Below are 15669 nucleotides of genomic sequence, written 5' to 3' on the forward strand. Positions count from 1 at the left end.
AGGCCGGCACTCCAGTCGCCGGCCTCGTCTCATTCCGCGATGAATCTCGAAGAACTGCGCGCCCTGATGCTGTCCGGGCGCATGTATGACGACCTTTCGCCCGAGCTGATCGCGGCGCGGGCCCGCGCTGTCGGCCTGACCGACGCCTATAATCGCAGCTTCGGCCAGCCGGCCGCGGAACGCGAGGCGCTGCTGCGCGCCTTCCTGCGCGAGGTCGGCGAGGGCGCACTGTTCGAGCCGAATTTCCGCTGCGAGTTCGGCTTCAACATCTCGATCGGCCGCAGCTTCTACGCCAATTTCGATTGCGTCATGCTGGACGGTGCGCAGATCACCATTGGCGACAATGTCCTGCTCGGGCCACGCGTCGGCATCTACACCGCCAACCATGCGATCGACCCTGGCGAGCGTATCGCCGGCGGCTGCTATGCGAGGCCCGTCACCATCGGCAACCGCGTCTGGGTCGGCGGCGGCGTCCAGATCAACCAGGGCGTCAGCATCGGCGACGACAGCATCATCGGAGCCGGCAGCGTCGTGACGCGCGATGTGCCGGCCGGTGTGATCGCGGCCGGCGTGCCCTGCAAGGTGTTGCGCGCTATCACCGAGGCGGACAAGACCGGGTTTCGCCCGGCGCGCGGCTGAGCGCCGCAGTCGTTGCGCGCCGCTTCCAGGCATCGTGAATTGCCGGCGCAGCGCGCATTCGCTAACGCTCCGGCATGAAACGCCGCGCCTTACTCGCCGTCGCTGCCATGCTCCTTCTGCCGGCCCACGGCCGTGCCCAGGCGCCCGACCCCTCGCTCTCGGTGCGCGAGGCGCATGACGCCGCGAAGGCTGGCCGCCTCGTCCTCGTCGACATCCGCACACCCGAGGAATGGGCCGATACCGGCGTGCCCGAGGGTGCGATCCGGCTCGACATGGAAGGCAGCGGCTTCGAGGCCCGCCTCGCCGGCGTGAAGCTCGACAATCCCGGCAAGACGATCGCGCTGATCTGCCGGACCGGAAACCGCTCGTCCAGCCTGCAACGCAAGCTCGCGGGCCGCGGCTGGCGCGATGTCGTCGACGTCCGCGGTGGCCTGCTCGGCAATCCCCGGGACAAGGGCTGGCTCAGCGAGAACCTGCCGGTGAAGGCTTATCCTTGAGGCCCCGACATCTGCAACCGACAGATTGACGAGGCGGATCGCCGGTCACATGCTCGCGCAATGAGTCTCGGTTCGCGCCCCTCACACATCGCTCGACGCCAACGCTGCATCAACCTGCAGCGGGGTGTGCCGATTGCGCGACGACGAGAGTTTCGGAGGCTTTAACCTCCCTCCCAGCGTCGAAGAATTGTCTCCAACCCGCCACCTCCCGGTCGGCGGGATTTTTGTTGCCCGACATCATCGCCTTGCGACCAGCGCAATGGCCCACCGCACAGAAACTATCAGGAAAGGATAGGTCGCAAATGGCGTCCAGCATCTCACTCAAAGCACTAGCCGGCGCCTACGGCGTGGCGCGGCTGGGTCCCTCAGATCCGTTTCCAGCCTGGGCCGACGGCGGTGGCTTCGTCAGCATCAGCCGCAGCGATGACGAACTGTCCATCGTCTGCCTGCAGAACCGTATCCCGCACGACGTGCGCATGGATGGCGGATGGTCCTGCCTCAAGCTGCAGGGGCCGTTCGCCTTTGGCGAAACCGGCATCGTCCTGTCGGTGATCGCGCCGTTGTCGACCAACGGCATCGGCATCTTCGTGGTCTCGACCTTCGACGGCGACCATCTCTTGGTGAAAGCCGTCGATTTCGAGAAGGCGTGCGCGTTGTTGATCGAGGCTGGACACAGGCTGACCTGACCAGTCGACCGCGGAACAATTCTCACCAGGCGCGCCGGGCGATCGATCGCAACGCCGAGAGCCGGAGCGGCGGCCGGGGCCCTTCAGGAGCGGTCGTGATCGCCGAGCAAATCCGGCCGCCGCTCCCGCGTGATCTTCTCCGCCTGCTCGCGCCGCCAGCGTGCGATCCGGGCATGGTCGCCTGAGAGCAGCGCCTCGGGCAGGCCCCTGCCCTCCCATTCGCGCGGCCTGGTGTAATGCGGGTATTCGAGCAGCCCGTTCTCGAAGCTCTCCTCCTGCCCGGAAGCCTGCTTGCCCATCACGCCGGGAATCAGCCGCACGCAGGCATCGAGCAGCACCATCGCCGCCATCTCGCCGCCGGAGAGGATGTAGTCGCCGATCGAGACCTCCGTCAGGCCGCGCCCCTCGATGACGCGCTCGTCGACCCCCTCGAAACGCCCGCAGACGATGACGACGCCCTCGCCCGCCACGAACTCCCGGACCATGCGCTGGTCGAGCCTGCGCCCGCGCGGCGACATCAGCAGCCGCGGCCGCGGATCATCGGCAGGGACGGCGGCATCGATCGCCGCCGCCAGCACGTCGCAGCGCAGGACCATTCCGGCGCCGCCCCCGGCCGGGTTGTCGTCGACATTGCGATGCCGGCCGATGCCATGGTCGCGGATCTGGTGGGTGTCGAGCGACCACAGCCCGCTGCGCAGGCCCTCGCCGGCCAGCGAGGCGCCGAGCGGACCCGGGAACATGTCGGGGTAGAGCGTCAGGATCGAGGCATGGAAGGTCATGCCCTCTGCTGGCACGAAACGACGGCCGCGTCATCAGCGCGGCGCAGCCATCGCTCCGTGCCATGCCCGGGGTGCGCTATGCGGCGCCCTTTTCCCGGACGCACGCGCACCAATGGGCGTGCAGCCCCTCGATGTCGGCGCTGGTCAGCAGGGGCATGGCGTCGCGCAGATGCGCGTCGCTCCAGTCCCACCACGCCATTTCGAGCAGCATCGCGATCCTCGCCTCGTCGAAGCGCTTGCGGATCAGCTTCGCCGGATTGCCGCCGACGATGGCGTAGGGCTCGACATCGCGGGTCACCAGCGCCCGCGTCCCGATCACCGCGCCATGGCCGACCGTGATGCCCGGCATGATGATCGCCTCGGAGCCGATCCAGACATCGTTGCCGATCACGGTGTCGCCCGCCGGAAGATAGCCGTCGCGCGCGGCCACGAAATGCGGCTGATCCGGTAGATAATGGAACGGGAAGGTGCTCGCCCATTCGTTCCGGTGGCCCTGATTGCCGGCCATGATGAAGGCGGCGCCCGAACCGATCGAACAGAAGCTACCGACGATCAGCCGGTCGGCGCCTTCGTTCGGGAGCAGATAGCGGGCGCAATCGTCGAAGCTGTGCCCGTGATAATAGCCGGAATAATAGCTGTAGCGCCCGACGACGATGTTGGGACGGCGCACCTGCTGCGTCAGCGGGATGCCCTTGAAGGGGCTTTCGAAATAGTTGGTCATGAAGCTCTGCTCGCAAAGCGGCATGCGCTCGCCGAGCGCAGCCAGCTGAAAGACATGGGTAAGCTGGGCGCTCGGCCTGGCCGATGCCCTCCGGTCTTCGTCCCTCGGCTCAGTGGCGCGGGGACGCGATGCAGCTGGTACAGTGGGCCTGCTTCATGGTGCCGGACCATAGCCGTGGTTACGGCCTCAGGGCAAATCCGCGGGACCGGAGGCGAGCCGGCCCTTCAGATGTCAGGCGAAGCGCAGAGCCGGCAGCCCGTCCAGCGCTGAAAAGTCCGGCACGCTGGCGATGACGTTGTCGAAGCCGGCGAAAGCCTCGGCGCCCAGCATAGTCAGGATGGCAACCGCGCGCATGCCGGCGCGGCGCGCCGCCTCGACGCCGTTCGGCGCATCCTCGAAGACGAGGCAGTCGACGGGATCGACGCCCATGCGCTCGGCAGCGGCGAGGAACATGTCGGGATGCGGCTTGCCGCGGAAACCCTGGCTCGGCGAGACGACAGTCGCAAAGCGCTCGCGCAGGGAGAGCGTGTCGAGGATCAGCGAGATGTTGGCCGGCGCCGCAGCGGTTCCCACCGCCATCGGCACGCCATGGTCACGGGCACGGACGAGCAGGTCGACGAGGCCGCCGATGGGCGCGACATGCGGACGGTAGGTCTCGCGGTAAAGGCTCTCCTTCTCCTCGGCGAGCCGGTCGAGCTCGGCCGCGTCGGCGCCGGGGAAATGCGGGCCGATGATGTCGGAGATCGCCATGCCCGCGGTCTGCGCCGAGAAGGTCGCGCGCTCGAAGGGCAGGCCACGGCCGCCATACCACTGCTCCCAGGCATCGTCATGGAAGCGCATATTGTCGACGATGGTGCCGTCCATGTCGAAGATCAGGGCCTTGGCCGGCATGTTACGCAGCATCGTCGTCCTCAAACAGGCCGGCCGGCGGCAGCGTCTCGATCCGCTTTCCGGCGATGTCGATGCGCGGCGCGAAGGCCTTGGTGAAGGGCATCAGCACCGAGCGGCCATCCGGCGTCTCGATGTCGAGCAGGTCGCCGGCGCCATAATTGGCGACGGCGGTCACGGTGCCAAGATTGGCACCATCAGGACCTATAACCGAGCAGCCGATGAGATCAGCCTGCAGGAACTCGTCCTCGTCCTCGGGCTCGGGCAGCCGGGAGCGCTCGACGAAGAGCTTGACGCCGTTCAGCGTCTCGGCGCCCTCGCGGCTGGTCACGCCCTTGATCTGCGCGACGACCACTTCCTTGGCAGGGCGCAAAGCCGCGATCTCGAAGCGCCGCCCCTTCTCGTCGGTGAGCGGGCCGTATTCGGCCAGCGCCAGCGGATCGCTGGTGAAGGTCTTGATCCGGACCTCGCCCCGCACGCCATGCGGCGCGCCGACGATGCCGAGCAGTACGAGTTCGTCAGCAGTCACGATGCATCATGCCCGGGCAGAGCCCGGGCATCCCTTGCGAAGAAGCTCCCGAGGCGAAGCGCTGCCCCGCCCGGAAGCTGCATCGACATCACCAAGCTCACGCCTCGGCGTCAGCCGAAGCGCCAGCCTTCTCGGCCTTGGCGGCGGCGCGCTCCTTGGCCTTCTCGCCCGGCTCGGCCTTCTTCGGGTTGTTGCGCGACGGGCGCTTGGCGATGCCGGCGGCATCGAGGAAGCGCAGGACGCGGTCGGTCGGCTGGGCGCCCTTGGCGAGCCAGGCCTGGGCCTTCTCGATGTCGAGCACGACGCGCTCCGGCGAATCCTTCGCCTTCATCGGGTCATAGGCGCCGATCTTCTCGATGAAGCGGCCATCGCGCGGCGAGCGGGCGTCGGCGACGACGATGCGGTAATAGGGGCGCTTCTTGGCGCCGCCACGGGTCAGGCGGATCTTGAGGGACATGGTCTTCTCCAGTCAGTTCAGGTTTGCAGGTATCGATTTCGCTGGCTCGGGGGCCGGGTGCCGGTAGATGCCGACCTCCGAACCACGGATCACGAAGGGTTTCTCGAACGCGGCACCGAGACGCTCGGCCACGCGGATCGAGGGTCGATTGTCGGAATGGATGAGGCTCATCAGCGTCGTCCATCCCAAGTCACGATAGGCATAGTCCCGGGCGCGCAGGGCTGCCTCGGTCGCATAACCGCGCCCGTGCTCGCCCGCGAAAAGGCTCCAGCCGATCTCGGGCTCGGGCCAGCCCTCCGGCGAGAGGAGGCCGCACCAGCCGACGATGCGGCGATCGTCCTTCGCCTCGAGCGCCCAGAGGCCATGGCCGCGCAGGATCCAGTGCCCGGCCATGCTGGCGAAACGCCGCCAGGCATCCTCCCGGCCGCTCGTTCCACCGACGAAGCGCGTCAGCGCCTCATCGGCCAGAAAGGCGGCCATGGCATCGAAATCGCCGGCCTTCCAGCCGCGCATAACCAGCCGTTCTGTTTCCAGAACGGGAATCACTTCTTCTTCCCGAACGGGTTGCCGAGGCCGGGCAGGCCGCCGCCAAGACCCGGCAGCTTCGGCATCATGCCGGCAGGCGGGGTGACGCCCTTGGGCAGGCCCGGAAAGCCACCCGGAGGCAGAGAGGGAAGTCCCCCGCCGGCACCGAGCTGCTTCTGGAGTTCGGCGAGCTGTGCCGGGTCCATCTTCGAGGGATCGGGCATGCCGCCGGGCAGGCCGCCCATGCCACCGCCGAGCCCGAACATCTGGCCGAGCTTGCCGAGCATGCCGCCCTTCTGCTTGGCCATCTGCTTCATCATGTCCGCCATCTGGCGGTGCATCTTGAGCAGCTTGTTGATCGCCTCGGGGGACGTTCCTGAACCGGCGGCGATGCGCTTCTTGCGGCTGTTCTTGAGCAGGTCGGGATTCTTGCGCTCGGCCGGCGTCATCGAGTTGATGATCGCGATCTGCCGGCCGATGACCTTGTCGTCCATCTTGGCGTTGGCGAGCTGGTTCTTCATCTGCGCCATGCCGGGCATCATGCCCATCAGCCCGCCGAGACCGCCCATCTTCTCCATCTGCTGGAGCTGCATGCGCAGGTCGCCAAGGTCGAAATTGCCCTTGGCGAGGCGCTGCGCCAGCGCCTGCGCCTTGTCGGCGTCGACCGTGGCGGCCGCCTTCTCGACGAGGCCGACAATGTCGCCCATGCCGAGGATGCGGTTGGCGACGCGCGAGGGATGGAAATCCTCGAGCGCATCGGTCTTCTCGCCGGTACCGACGAGCTTGATCGGCTTGCCGGTGACGGCACGCATCGAAAGCGCAGCACCGCCGCGGCCGTCGCCGTCCATGCGGGTCAGCACGATGCCGGTCAGCCCGACCCGGCCATCGAAGGCGCGGGCGGTGTTGACCGCGTCCTGACCGGTCAGCGCGTCGGCGACGAGCAGGACTTCATGGGGATTGGTCGCCGCCTTGACCTCGGCGACCTCGGCCATCAGCGCCTCGTCGAGCGTGACGCGGCCGGCCGTGTCGAGCATGACGACGTCGTAGCCGCCGAGCTTCGCCGCCTCGACCGCGCGCCGCGCGATCTGCACGGCGCTCTGGCCGGCGATGATCGGCAGCGTCTCGACGCCGACCTGCTGGCCGAGCACGGCGAGCTGCTCCATCGCGGCCGGACGCCGCGTATCGAGCGAGGCCATCAGGACGCGCTTCTTGTTGCGGTCGGTCAGGCGCTTGGCGATCTTCGCGGTCGAAGTCGTCTTGCCGGAGCCCTGGAGACCCACCATCAGGATCGGCACCGGCGGCACGGCATCGAAGGTGATGCCTTCGCCCTCGCCACCGAGCGTGTCGATCAGGACGTCGTTGACGATCTTGATGACCTGCTGGCCGGGCGTGACCGACTTCAGCACCTCGGCGCCGACGGCGCGCTCACGGACCTTGTCGGTGAAGGAGCGGACGACCTCGAGCGCGACGTCGGCCTCGAGCAAGGCGCGGCGGACCTCGCGCAGCGCGGCGTTGACGTCGTCCTCGGTCAGCGAACCCCTGCGGGTCAGGCCCGAGAGGATGCCGGAGAGTCTGTCGCTCAGCGTGCCGAACATGCGTTCCTGCTTACTGCCTCAAATGCCGGCCGAACCAGCCTCAGCCCCCAAGCGGTTTCGCGCCCGAGGGCGCAGACGCGCTGTCGGGCGTTGACCTCCGGGCTCATAGGGCTCATGCGAGCGGCCCGGTCGGCGGATGAAGTCTCGTCGATGCGGCGAAACGGATGGCGCCTTAAAGCGGAAGATTGCGGCGAAAGTCAAGCTAAACGCCACAATAGCGCAGCGGCTGCCGGCGAGCACACCTCGCGCGGCCGTCTTTCTGTGCCCCCCAAAGCGACCCCGCTCAACCCACGACGGAGACGACATGAAGCTCTTGGCTACCACCGCGACAATGCTGGCGCTCGGCCTCGCCCAGGCGCAGGCCCAGTCCTGCGAGGGCAATTTTTCCGTGGTCGGTACGCCGATGCTGACCGGCCTGACCTACAAGACCTGGGACAGCATCGCCAAGCGCGCCCCGGCCGCGGTGCTCAAGGACCTCGCCGCTGCCGTCTCGGCCGAGGGCTTCGCCGATATCCGCATCGACAAGGCCACGAGCTCGGTGCTCGCGGTGCAGGAGACCTCCGGCTCAGGCCGTCCGCAGACCTTGCGCATCACCGCCCGCAAAAGTGGCGGCGGCACACGCGTCGATGCCGCCTTCGTCGTCCAGCAGGGCCAGCTCGCGCCGGAAGCCTATACGCGCGCCGCGCTCTGCCGCGTCATCGACGGCGGACGCGGCTGAGCGCCGCGAGATTATCAAGAGCAGCGACATTCTTGCCCGAATCCGGCATTAGGCCGTCCCGCTGCCCGCATGCGGCGGGACGGACAAAGATCGATGAGCATGATGACACGTTCGGGCGCAGCCCTTCTGACCGCCCTGCTGCTGGCCGGCTGCGCCACCCAGCAGCGCGAGACCGCCGCGCCGAATGCAAAGCGGCAGGAACGCCTCGCCGCCGTCAGGCTCGATTCGGCCGAAGCGGTCCGCATCCTCAACGCCCATCGCGCCGAGCGCGGCCTCGGCGCGGTTCGGCTCGACCCGGCGCTGACCACCATGGCCCAGCGCCAGGCCGATGCGATGGCGGCGAATGACAGCCTCTCGCATGACGCCGCCGGCACCTTCAACGCGCGCGTCCATGCCGCCGGCCTGGACACGGTGCGCGCGGCCGAGAATCTCGGCGCCGGCTATTTCTCGACGCAGGAAGCCTTCGAAGGCTGGAAGAAATCCTCCGGCCACGCCGCCAACCTTGTCATGCCGCAGGCGACGCGCATGGGCATCGCCCTCGCCAAGAATCCGCAGACCCGCTACGGCGCCTGGTGGACGATCGTGCTCGCTGCCGAGCCGGAAAAGCGTCAGGAACTCTCCGCCGGGCCGCTCGTGCCGGCCAGCGGCCGCGGCACCACGACCTTCCGCTGGGGGCCGTCGCTCTGAGCGCAGCGGCTAGCGCGTGACGCAGCCGCAGACCGAACGCCCCGGTCCGATCGTCTGCCAGTTGCCGTTCCAGCGCCCGACCCGGTTGCAGACGCCGGGGCATTTGTTCTGCGCATCGCCATTGTGCCAGATCGGCCCCGCATCGACCTGCACCGTGCGCGGACCGCGCGGCCTGTCCCAGCCGCCGCGGCGCTGATCGACGCCGCGATCGCCAGAGCCATACCCGTAGCCGCCTCCGCTCCAGCGGTTGCCGCAATTGCAGATCGCCTCGAAGCCCGGGCCGGTCTGGCGCCAATTGCCGTCCCAGCCATCGCGCCCGCAGACGCGAGGACACTTGCCGCGCGCATCGTCCTGATTCCAGACCGGCCCGGCCCGGCGCCATTCGGCCTGCGCAACGGAACTGGCGAAGCACAGCATCACGGCGAGAAGGATACGCGAGAGCAGTTTTGGCATGGGCGGCCTCGTTCGAAATCGCCCCCAATCTGACGCAGGGGCATGAAACCAGTCCATTGTGCTTCTCCGGGCGACCGCCGCAGACTGAACGACCCGTTCCCGAGATGGCTCGACTTCTTGGCATCGCCTGGTAGCGCTGCGTCAGCCCGGCCAAACCGCCCCCTTTACAAACCGCCCCGGCTGGTGATGGCTCTCGTCTTTAACGGGAGCCTTTCCTCATGACCTTCGAAACCTGGGCCGCCTTCGCCGCCGCCACCGCCGTCCTGCTCGTCATCCCCGGCCCCACCATCCTCCTGGTGATCTCCTATGCGCTCGGCCAGGGCTGGCGCACCGCCTTCCCGATGGCGGTCGGCGTCGCGCTCGGCGACTTCACCGCGATGACCCTTTCCATGCTCGGCGTCGGCGCCCTGCTCGCGACCTCGGCGACGATCTTCACCGCCCTGAAATGGATCGGCGCGGCCTATCTGATCTATCTCGGCATCAAGCTCTTCCGCGCCGGCGGCAGCCTGAACGCCGAGCCCCGCAAGGACGCGACCTCAGCGTGGAAGATGCTCGGCCATGCCTGGCTAGTGACGGCGCTGAACCCGAAGGGCATCACCTTCTTCGTCGCCTTCCTGCCGCAGTTCCTCGATCCGAAGGCCGATTTCTGGACGCAGATGCTGATCTTCGAAGCGACCTTCATCGGGCTCGCCTTCGCCAACGCGCTCGGCTACGCGCTGATCGCCTCGCGCGCCCGCTCGGTGGTCAGCAATCCACGGGCCATCGGGCTGTTCAACAAGGCCGGCGGCACCCTGCTGGTCGGGGCCGGGATCGCGACGGTCGCGATGCGCTCCGGCAGCCACTGAGGTTCGCATCATGCCCGCCCGCGACAGCGCGACGCTCGGCTTCTACGCCGAGGAAGCCGAGACCTATGCCGGGCGCGAGCGCGAAGCAGACCGCGCCCGCATCGAGCGCTTCGCCGGCCTGCTTCCGGCCGGTGGGCAGGTGCTCGAACTGGGCTGCGGCGGCGGCCAGGACAGCGCGGCGCTGCTGGCGCGCGGCTTCGACGTGACGCCGACCGACGGCTCGCCGGAACTCGCCGCCCAGGCCGCGCTCCGGCTCGGGCGGCCGGTAGCGGTCCTGCTCTTCGAGGACCTCGCCGCCAGCGCGGCCTACGACGGCATCTGGGCCAATGCCTGCCTGCTGCACGTGCCGCGCGCCGCCCTCCCCGCCATCATCGCGAGGGTCCACGCAGCCTTGCGGCCGGGCGGCGTCTTCTATGCCAGCTTCAAGGCCGGCGATGCGGAAGGGCGGGATCGTTTCGGGCGCTACTACAACTACCCCTCGACGGAATGGCTGCGCGCAACCTATGGCGCCGAGGCCTGGCACAGCCTCGATATCGCGGCGGAATCCGGCGGCGGCTATGACGGCGAGCCGACCCGCTGGCTGCACGCCTTCGCGATCAAGAACGCTTGAACGCAGGTGTTTCTCCCGCTTTCCCGCCAAGCCTGCGACTTGAAACCATCCGATCGCCGCCCACATCGGCTGTCATGAACCGCCGCAAATTTCTCCGCTTCCTCGGAATCCCCGCGCTTTTCGCCTCCGGCGGTGTCGCCTGGGCCTCCTATGCCCGCTCGCGCAATCCCTATTACCAGGGGCCGGTCAGCGACCATTTCAACGGGCTGACCTTCAGCGACGGGCGCCCCGTGACCAAGGGGCTGCTCGACTTTCTGCGCTGGCAGACCGGTGACCGGCAGAAGGAAAAGTTCCCGGAGCACTTCCCGGCGCCGCCGCAGGATGTGCCGCCGGCCAGCGTCGAAAGCCTGCGCGTCGCCCATCTCGGCCACGCCTCCTTCCTGCTCCAGGCAGCCGGCCTCAACATCCTGGTCGACCCCGTCTATTCGGAACGCGCGAGCCCCTTCTCCTTCTTCGGGCCCAAGCGGGTGAACGCGCCTGGCGTCGCCTTCGCCAACCTGCCGAAGATCGACGTCGTGCTGGTGACCCACAACCATTACGACCATCTCGATGTCGACACGCTGGCGCGCCTGCACCAGCGCGACCGGCCGCGGATGATCATGCCGCTCGGCAATGACAGCATCGTCAAGGCGCATGACACCGCGATCCAGGCCGAGGCCCATGACTGGGGCACGCGCCTGACGCTGTCCGACAAGGTCGCCGTGACCTTGGTACCGAGCTATCACTGGTCGGCGCGCGGCGCCTTCGACCGGCGCATGGCGCTCTGGTGCTCCTTCGTCATCGAGACACCGGCCGGCAAGCTCTTCCATATCGGCGATACCGGATTCCATGACGGCTCGCTCTATCGCGAGCTCGGGGAAAAGCACGGGCCCTTCCGCCTCGCACTGCTGCCGATCGGCGCCTATGAGCCGCGCTGGTTCATGGGCGACAACCACATGAATCCTGAAGAGGCGGTCGAGGTGATGCGCTTCCTGCACGCGGAGCAGGCGCTCGGCCATCACTGGGGCACGTTCCAGCTCACCGACGAGGGCGTCAGCCGTCCGGCCGAAGCCCTGACCGTCGCTCTGGACAAGGCCGGGCTGCCGCCGGAGCGCTTCCGGGCGATGCAGCCCGGGCTGGTCTGGGAAGTGTAGGTCGTTCGATCGGCAGCCTATTTCGGCTGGACGTAGACGTTGATCTCGAGGTTCGGGTCGCCGGGATCCTTGAGCTCGCCGACATACTCCTCAAGGAAAGCGTCCTTCACGACGATGTTCTTGGCCTCGAGATAGGCGGTGATCGTCTCATAGGTCGAATCGATGTCGTCATAGGGCGCGGTATGGACGAAGCGCAGCGAACGCCCCGACGGCGACAGACCGGCCCGCACGCCGTTCGCCAGCCCGCCCGACGCAGCCGCATCCGGCGCACGGTCGACGGGCAGCATCGCCTCGAATTTGAAGCCGTTATCATCGGTTTCGACGAACAGCGCCAGCGGCCGCCCGGCGATCTTCAGCCCGGCCTTCGTCGCCTCGGCTCGCAGAAGGTTGATGCTCTCGGCGAGGCGCTGGAAGCCCTGGTCCCAGCTCGATTGTCCCGGCAGGGTAAGCACCGGCCGGGCGGTGAGCGCGACCTCGTCGACATCAGACGGGTCACCCGGCTTGCCGGCCAGCGTCGCATTGGGATTGGGCGCGCCGGTCTGCTGCTGCGTCGGCGGCGCGGGCAATGGATTCGGCAGGGTCGGCGGCGGCTGCACCGGCTGCGGCTCGAGCGGAACCTGCGGGACGGGTGCCGGCTGGACCGGCTGGGGCGTCACCGGCGCCTGCGGGACCGGCGCGGGCTGGACCGGCTGCGGCTCGTTCGCGGCTGGAGGCTGGGTCTGCGGAGCCTGCGCCTGGCCGGTCTGCGCCTGCCCCGGCTGTGCCTGCGTCGACGGGGCGCTCTGCACGGGCGTCGCCTGCCCCGTAGTCGCCTGGCCTGCCGGCGGTGCGAGCGGCGCGCTTTCAACGCTCGCCGGGGGCGCGACCCTGGTCTGGGCCGACGCGGCTACGGAAACCGCAAGGCCGGCCGCCAGGGCGATCATGCACAGGTTGGAGTGTCGCATCCCGATAGTCCCGACCTGACACGACCGAATCGCGTCGTTGCGCCGCAAGCTACGCTGTTCGCATGCGCAGACAAGAGCCTCACAGGGTGGCGTTTTTTCGGCGTCTCAGTCATAGAGCCGCATCATCATGGACATGTGACGATATGAACGCTCTCGCGCATCGCCGGTTCCTCAGGATGAACGGCCTCGGCAACGAGATCACCGTGCTCGACCTGCGCGGCACCAAGTCAGTCGCATCGGAAGCGGAGGCGCGTGCCATCGCCGCCGCGCCGGGCATGCATTTCGACCAGTTGATGGTCCTGCACGATCCCAGGACGCCGGGAACCGACGCCTTCGTCCGCATCTACAACACCGATGGCTCCGAGGCCGGTGCCTGCGGCAACGGCACGCGCTGCGTGGCCTGGGCGATGATGGCCGACCCCGAGATGGGCGATCCGGCGAGAAAGACGCTCACGCTCGAGACCAAGGGCGGCCTGCTGCCAGCCAGGCGCCTCTCCGACCTCGTCTTCACCGTCGACATGGGCAAGCCGCGACTCGCCTGGGACGAGATCCCGCTCGCCGAGCCCTTCCACGACACCAGCGGCTTCGAATTGCAGATCGGCCCGATCGACGCCCCGGTCCTGCACACGCCGGGCGCCGTCAGCATGGGCAACCCGCATGCCGTCTTCTTCGTCGACGATCCCTATCGCTTCAATCTCGAGCAGATCGGCCCGTTGCTCGAGAACCATCCGATCTTTCCCGACCGTGCCAATATCAGCCTCGCCGCGGTGAAGGCGCCCGACCATATCGTGCTGCGCGTCTGGGAACGCGGCGCCGGCATCACCCGCGCCTGCGGCTCCGGCGCCTGCGCGGCGCTGGTCGCCGCCGTCCGGCGCGAGCTCAGCGACCGCAAGGCCACCGTCAGCCTGCCCGGCGGCGATCTCGTCATCGAATGGCGCGAGAGCGACGGCCATGTCCTGATGACCGGCCCTGTCGAGCTGGAGCGCGAAGGCGTGCTGGAGCCGGCGCTCTTCGTCGCGGCCTGAGATGCCGGTCGAGACCCTCACCTTCGGCTGCCGCCTCAACCTCGTCGAGAGCGAGGGGATGCAGGCGCAGGCCGAGGCGGCGGGCCTGCGCGACATCGCCATCGTCAACAGCTGCGCCGTCACCGCCGAGGCGGTCCGCCAGGCCAGCCAGGCGATCCGCCGGCTCCGGCGCGAACGGCCCGAACGGCCGGTGATCGTCTCAGGCTGCGCGGCGCAGATCGAGCCCGGCCGCTTCGCGACCATGCCCGAAGTCGCAGCGGTGCTCGGCAATGCCGAGAAGCTGGAGCCGGAGAACTGGCGCCGGCTCGCCGCTTCCAACAGCCTGCGCGGCGGTGGCGACCGCCCCCCGGAGGACAAGCTGCAGGTCGGCGACATCATGCTGGCGCGCGGCGCCGCACCTCAACGCACCCGCGCCCTCGCCAATCACACCCGCGGCTTCCTGCAGGTCCAGAACGGCTGCGACCATCGCTGCACTTTCTGCGTCATCCCGCTCGGCCGCGGCAATGCCCGCTCCTCCGCCGTCGAGAACGTGGTCGCCCAGGGGCAGGCACTTGTCACCGAAGGCGCCCGCGAGATCGTCCTGACAGGCGTCGATTTGACCAGCTATGGCCGCGAACGGGCTGACGCTCCTTCGCTCGGCAGCCTCGTCCGCGCCCTGCTGGCGGCACTCCCCGACCTGCCGCGCCTGCGCCTCTCCTCGCTCGACGCTGTCGAGATCGACGACGAGCTGCGCGATCTGATCGCCTCCGAGCCGCGACTGATGCCGCATCTCCATCTCTCCCTGCAATCGGGCGACGACCTCATCCTGAAGCGCATGAAGCGCCGCCATGGCCGCGCCGATGCCGTGCGCTTCTGCGCGGAGGTGCGGGCCTTGCGGCCGGACATCGTCTTCGGCGCAGACCTGATCGCCGGCTTCCCGACCGAGGACGAAGCGATGTTCTCGCGCACCCTCGCTTTGATCAAGGACTGCGGCCTTTCCTATGTCCACGGCTTCCCGTTCTCGGCCCGACCGGGCACGCCGGCGGCGCGCATGCCGCAGCTTCCCGGCGAGATCGTGCGCGAGCGGGCCCAGCGCCTGCGCGAGGCGGCGCAGGCGGCCCACCAGCGTCACCTCAAGGCCCGGATCGGCCGCAAGCTCGCCATCCTGACCGAGCGCGGCGATAGCGGCCGGGCCGAGGATTTCACCCTTGTCCGCTTCGGGCACAGCGTCCCTGCCGGGCAGATCGTCGAGGTCACGCCGCGATCCTGCGGCGACAAGGCGCTGCTCGCGGCTTGACGCGCCGCCCGCTTCCCCTTCATGCAACGCCGTACGGCGCAGACGTCTCGCCCATGTCGCAATCTGGACCTAAGCCTCACGCCATGATCCATCGCTTCCGCAAGACCGCCCTCCTCGCCGCGCTGCCGCTCGCCTTCGCCTGCACCGCGGCCGGCGCCCAGTCCTATGGCGACCCGGCCACGAACCTGTCCGTCTCGCCGCCGAAGCCTTTCGTCGGCAAGGCCGGCAGGCCGCATCCGCAATTCGACGTCACGATCGACATCGATTCGACCACCGGAACGCCCAAGGCGGCCAACGCCGATGGCCGGCTCTGCACGCTCGGCTTCAAGCCCGCTGCCCAGAACGCCCAGCTCAACCGTGAGATCATCAACGCGCAGATGGCCAAGCCGGAATGGCAGCAGCTCTATCGCGACATGTTCGAGACAATCGGCACTGTCTCCGACCTCAAGCTCTTCGAGCATCAGGGCTTCAACGGCATCGAACTGGTCGTGACGCCGAAGACCGGCCCCAATGCCGAGAACGTCCGTATGTTCACCTCGACCCTGGAGACGCCGAAGGGACGCACCGCCCTGATCTGCGTCACTGACAAGGCCGGACTCGCCTCCTCGCTGGCGCAGCTCAAGGCGCTGCGGGCGACGATCCACGCGCCGGAATGAGTGGCG

General features: G+C 68.3%; 20 protein-coding genes. 11 read left to right on the forward strand and 9 right to left on the reverse strand.

Going from position 1 to position 15669, the window contains the following annotated elements; all coding sequences use genetic code 11:
• The first annotated feature begins 39 nt into the window (after positions 1–39).
• The 3 genes from AC1REK_RS08445 (at position 40) to AC1REK_RS08455 (ending at position 1822) form a co-directional block, all read left to right on the forward strand.
• The gene (locus AC1REK_RS08445; protein WP_492268388.1) at positions 40–639 is read left to right on the forward strand and encodes a sugar O-acetyltransferase; all 600 of its coding nucleotides are present in this window, start codon (positions 40–42) and stop codon (positions 637–639) included.
• 74 nt (positions 640–713) lie between these two features.
• Positions 714–1136, forward strand: coding sequence for a rhodanese-like domain-containing protein (locus AC1REK_RS08450; RefSeq protein WP_492268387.1), 423 nt, complete (start codon positions 714–716; stop codon positions 1134–1136).
• A 302-nt stretch (positions 1137–1438) separates the two neighbouring features.
• Positions 1439–1822, forward strand: a complete 384-nt coding sequence (locus AC1REK_RS08455) for an ACT domain-containing protein (protein ID WP_492268386.1) — start codon at positions 1439–1441, stop codon at positions 1820–1822.
• 83 nt (positions 1823–1905) lie between these two features.
• On the opposite strand, the gene trmD is transcribed toward AC1REK_RS08455, so the two are convergent.
• The 7 genes from trmD to ffh all read right to left on the reverse strand — a co-directional run bounded on the left by trmD (position 1906) and on the right by ffh (position 7316).
• Positions 1906–2601 (reverse strand): tRNA (guanosine(37)-N1)-methyltransferase TrmD, encoded by a 696-nt coding sequence (gene trmD, locus AC1REK_RS08460; RefSeq protein ID WP_492268385.1) that lies wholly within the window; start codon positions 2599–2601, stop codon positions 1906–1908.
• Between the two features lie 76 nt (positions 2602–2677).
• Positions 2678–3322, reverse strand: a complete 645-nt coding sequence (gene catB / locus AC1REK_RS08465; protein ID WP_492268384.1) for a type B chloramphenicol O-acetyltransferase — start codon at positions 3320–3322, stop codon at positions 2678–2680.
• A gap of 231 nt (positions 3323–3553) precedes the next feature.
• Positions 3554–4225 carry an HAD family hydrolase gene (locus AC1REK_RS08470; RefSeq protein ID WP_492268383.1) on the reverse strand — a complete coding sequence of 224 codons (672 nt, stop codon included), beginning with the start codon at positions 4223–4225 and terminating at the stop codon, positions 3554–3556.
• Positions 4215–4739, reverse strand: a complete 525-nt coding sequence (rimM, locus tag AC1REK_RS08475; RefSeq protein WP_492268382.1) for a ribosome maturation factor RimM — start codon at positions 4737–4739, stop codon at positions 4215–4217. Before rimM ends, AC1REK_RS08470 begins: the two co-directional genes overlap by 11 nt.
• Positions 4740–4836: 97 nt before the next feature.
• Positions 4837–5196, reverse strand: a complete 360-nt coding sequence (rpsP, locus tag AC1REK_RS08480) for a 30S ribosomal protein S16 (RefSeq protein WP_316017847.1) — start codon at positions 5194–5196, stop codon at positions 4837–4839.
• A 12-nt stretch (positions 5197–5208) separates the two neighbouring features.
• Positions 5209–5742 carry a GNAT family N-acetyltransferase gene (locus tag AC1REK_RS08485; protein ID WP_492268381.1) on the reverse strand — a complete coding sequence of 178 codons (534 nt, stop codon included), beginning with the start codon at positions 5740–5742 and terminating at the stop codon, positions 5209–5211.
• Entirely contained in the window at positions 5739–7316 is a 1578-nt protein-coding gene (gene ffh, locus AC1REK_RS08490) for a signal recognition particle protein (protein ID WP_492268380.1), read from the reverse strand. The genes AC1REK_RS08485 and ffh overlap by 4 nt, the downstream gene beginning before the upstream one ends.
• Before the next feature lie 304 nt (positions 7317–7620).
• On the opposite strand from ffh, the gene AC1REK_RS08495 reads away from it, so the two are divergent.
• Together AC1REK_RS08495 and AC1REK_RS08500 are read left to right on the forward strand one after the other, a co-directional pair.
• Positions 7621–8034, forward strand: a complete 414-nt coding sequence (locus AC1REK_RS08495; RefSeq protein WP_492268379.1) for a hypothetical protein — start codon at positions 7621–7623, stop codon at positions 8032–8034.
• A gap of 99 nt (positions 8035–8133) precedes the next feature.
• Positions 8134–8721 carry a CAP domain-containing protein gene (locus AC1REK_RS08500; protein ID WP_492273789.1) on the forward strand — a complete coding sequence of 196 codons (588 nt, stop codon included), beginning with the start codon at positions 8134–8136 and terminating at the stop codon, positions 8719–8721.
• Between the two features lie 9 nt (positions 8722–8730).
• Here the strand turns inward: AC1REK_RS08500 and AC1REK_RS08505 are convergent, their stop codons facing one another.
• On the reverse strand, positions 8731–9174 hold the full coding sequence (locus AC1REK_RS08505) for a hypothetical protein (protein ID WP_492268377.1): 444 nt from the start codon (positions 9172–9174) through the stop codon (positions 8731–8733).
• 218 nt (positions 9175–9392) lie between these two features.
• Between AC1REK_RS08505 and AC1REK_RS08510 the strand changes: the two genes are divergently transcribed.
• The 3 genes from AC1REK_RS08510 (at position 9393) to AC1REK_RS08520 (ending at position 11762) form a co-directional block, all read left to right on the forward strand.
• The gene (locus tag AC1REK_RS08510) at positions 9393–10019 is read left to right on the forward strand and encodes a LysE family translocator (protein WP_316017852.1); all 627 of its coding nucleotides are present in this window, start codon (positions 9393–9395) and stop codon (positions 10017–10019) included.
• Between the two features lie 10 nt (positions 10020–10029).
• Positions 10030–10629: a class I SAM-dependent methyltransferase gene (locus tag AC1REK_RS08515; RefSeq protein WP_492268376.1), complete on the forward strand. Its 600-nt coding sequence runs from the start codon at positions 10030–10032 to the stop codon at positions 10627–10629.
• Positions 10630–10703: 74 nt separating this feature from the next.
• On the forward strand, positions 10704–11762 hold the full coding sequence (locus AC1REK_RS08520; RefSeq protein WP_492268375.1) for an MBL fold metallo-hydrolase: 1059 nt from the start codon (positions 10704–10706) through the stop codon (positions 11760–11762).
• Between the two features lie 17 nt (positions 11763–11779).
• Here AC1REK_RS08520 and AC1REK_RS08525 read toward each other — a convergent pair whose 3' ends face one another.
• The gene (locus tag AC1REK_RS08525) at positions 11780–12706 is read right to left on the reverse strand and encodes a GyrI-like domain-containing protein (RefSeq protein ID WP_492268374.1); all 927 of its coding nucleotides are present in this window, start codon (positions 12704–12706) and stop codon (positions 11780–11782) included.
• 143 nt (positions 12707–12849) lie between these two features.
• On the opposite strand from AC1REK_RS08525, the gene dapF reads away from it, so the two are divergent.
• The 3 genes from dapF to AC1REK_RS08540 all read left to right on the forward strand — a co-directional run bounded on the left by dapF (position 12850) and on the right by AC1REK_RS08540 (position 15663).
• On the forward strand, positions 12850–13731 hold the full coding sequence (gene dapF / locus AC1REK_RS08530; RefSeq protein WP_492268373.1) for a diaminopimelate epimerase: 882 nt from the start codon (positions 12850–12852) through the stop codon (positions 13729–13731).
• A gap of 1 nt (position 13732) precedes the next feature.
• Positions 13733–15007 (forward strand): tRNA (N(6)-L-threonylcarbamoyladenosine(37)-C(2))-methylthiotransferase MtaB, encoded by a 1275-nt coding sequence (gene mtaB / locus AC1REK_RS08535; RefSeq protein WP_492268372.1) that lies wholly within the window; start codon positions 13733–13735, stop codon positions 15005–15007.
• Positions 15008–15090: 83 nt separating this feature from the next.
• Entirely contained in the window at positions 15091–15663 is a 573-nt protein-coding gene (locus AC1REK_RS08540; protein WP_316016730.1) for a hypothetical protein, read from the forward strand.
• Positions 15664–15669: the final 6 nt, after the last annotated feature.

Source organism: Allobosea sp. GW823-FHT02B03 (genome assembly GCF_058797755.1).

Coding starts and splice junctions, on each gene's coding strand:
- AC1REK_RS08445 (WP_492268388.1), top strand. CDS start 40: ATGAATCTCGAAGAACTGCGCGCCCTGATGCTGTCCGGGCGCATGTAT.
- AC1REK_RS08450 (WP_492268387.1), top strand. CDS start 714: ATGAAACGCCGCGCCTTACTCGCCGTCGCTGCCATGCTCCTTCTGCCG.
- AC1REK_RS08455 (WP_492268386.1), top strand. CDS start 1,439: ATGGCGTCCAGCATCTCACTCAAAGCACTAGCCGGCGCCTACGGCGTG.
- trmD (WP_492268385.1), bottom strand. CDS start 2,601: ATGACCTTCCATGCCTCGATCCTGACGCTCTACCCCGACATGTTCCCG.
- catB (WP_492268384.1), bottom strand. CDS start 3,322: ATGACCAACTATTTCGAAAGCCCCTTCAAGGGCATCCCGCTGACGCAG.
- AC1REK_RS08470 (WP_492268383.1), bottom strand. CDS start 4,225: ATGCTGCGTAACATGCCGGCCAAGGCCCTGATCTTCGACATGGACGGC.
- rpsP (WP_316017847.1), bottom strand. CDS start 5,196: ATGTCCCTCAAGATCCGCCTGACCCGTGGCGGCGCCAAGAAGCGCCCC.
- ffh (WP_492268380.1), bottom strand. CDS start 7,316: ATGTTCGGCACGCTGAGCGACAGACTCTCCGGCATCCTCTCGGGCCTG.
- AC1REK_RS08495 (WP_492268379.1), top strand. CDS start 7,621: ATGAAGCTCTTGGCTACCACCGCGACAATGCTGGCGCTCGGCCTCGCC.
- AC1REK_RS08500 (WP_492273789.1), top strand. CDS start 8,134: ATGATGACACGTTCGGGCGCAGCCCTTCTGACCGCCCTGCTGCTGGCC.
- AC1REK_RS08505 (WP_492268377.1), bottom strand. CDS start 9,174: ATGCCAAAACTGCTCTCGCGTATCCTTCTCGCCGTGATGCTGTGCTTC.
- AC1REK_RS08510 (WP_316017852.1), top strand. CDS start 9,393: ATGACCTTCGAAACCTGGGCCGCCTTCGCCGCCGCCACCGCCGTCCTG.
- AC1REK_RS08515 (WP_492268376.1), top strand. CDS start 10,030: ATGCCCGCCCGCGACAGCGCGACGCTCGGCTTCTACGCCGAGGAAGCC.
- AC1REK_RS08520 (WP_492268375.1), top strand. CDS start 10,704: ATGAACCGCCGCAAATTTCTCCGCTTCCTCGGAATCCCCGCGCTTTTC.
- AC1REK_RS08525 (WP_492268374.1), bottom strand. CDS start 12,706: ATGCGACACTCCAACCTGTGCATGATCGCCCTGGCGGCCGGCCTTGCG.
- dapF (WP_492268373.1), top strand. CDS start 12,850: ATGAACGCTCTCGCGCATCGCCGGTTCCTCAGGATGAACGGCCTCGGC.
- mtaB (WP_492268372.1), top strand. CDS start 13,733: ATGCCGGTCGAGACCCTCACCTTCGGCTGCCGCCTCAACCTCGTCGAG.
- AC1REK_RS08540 (WP_316016730.1), top strand. CDS start 15,091: ATGATCCATCGCTTCCGCAAGACCGCCCTCCTCGCCGCGCTGCCGCTC.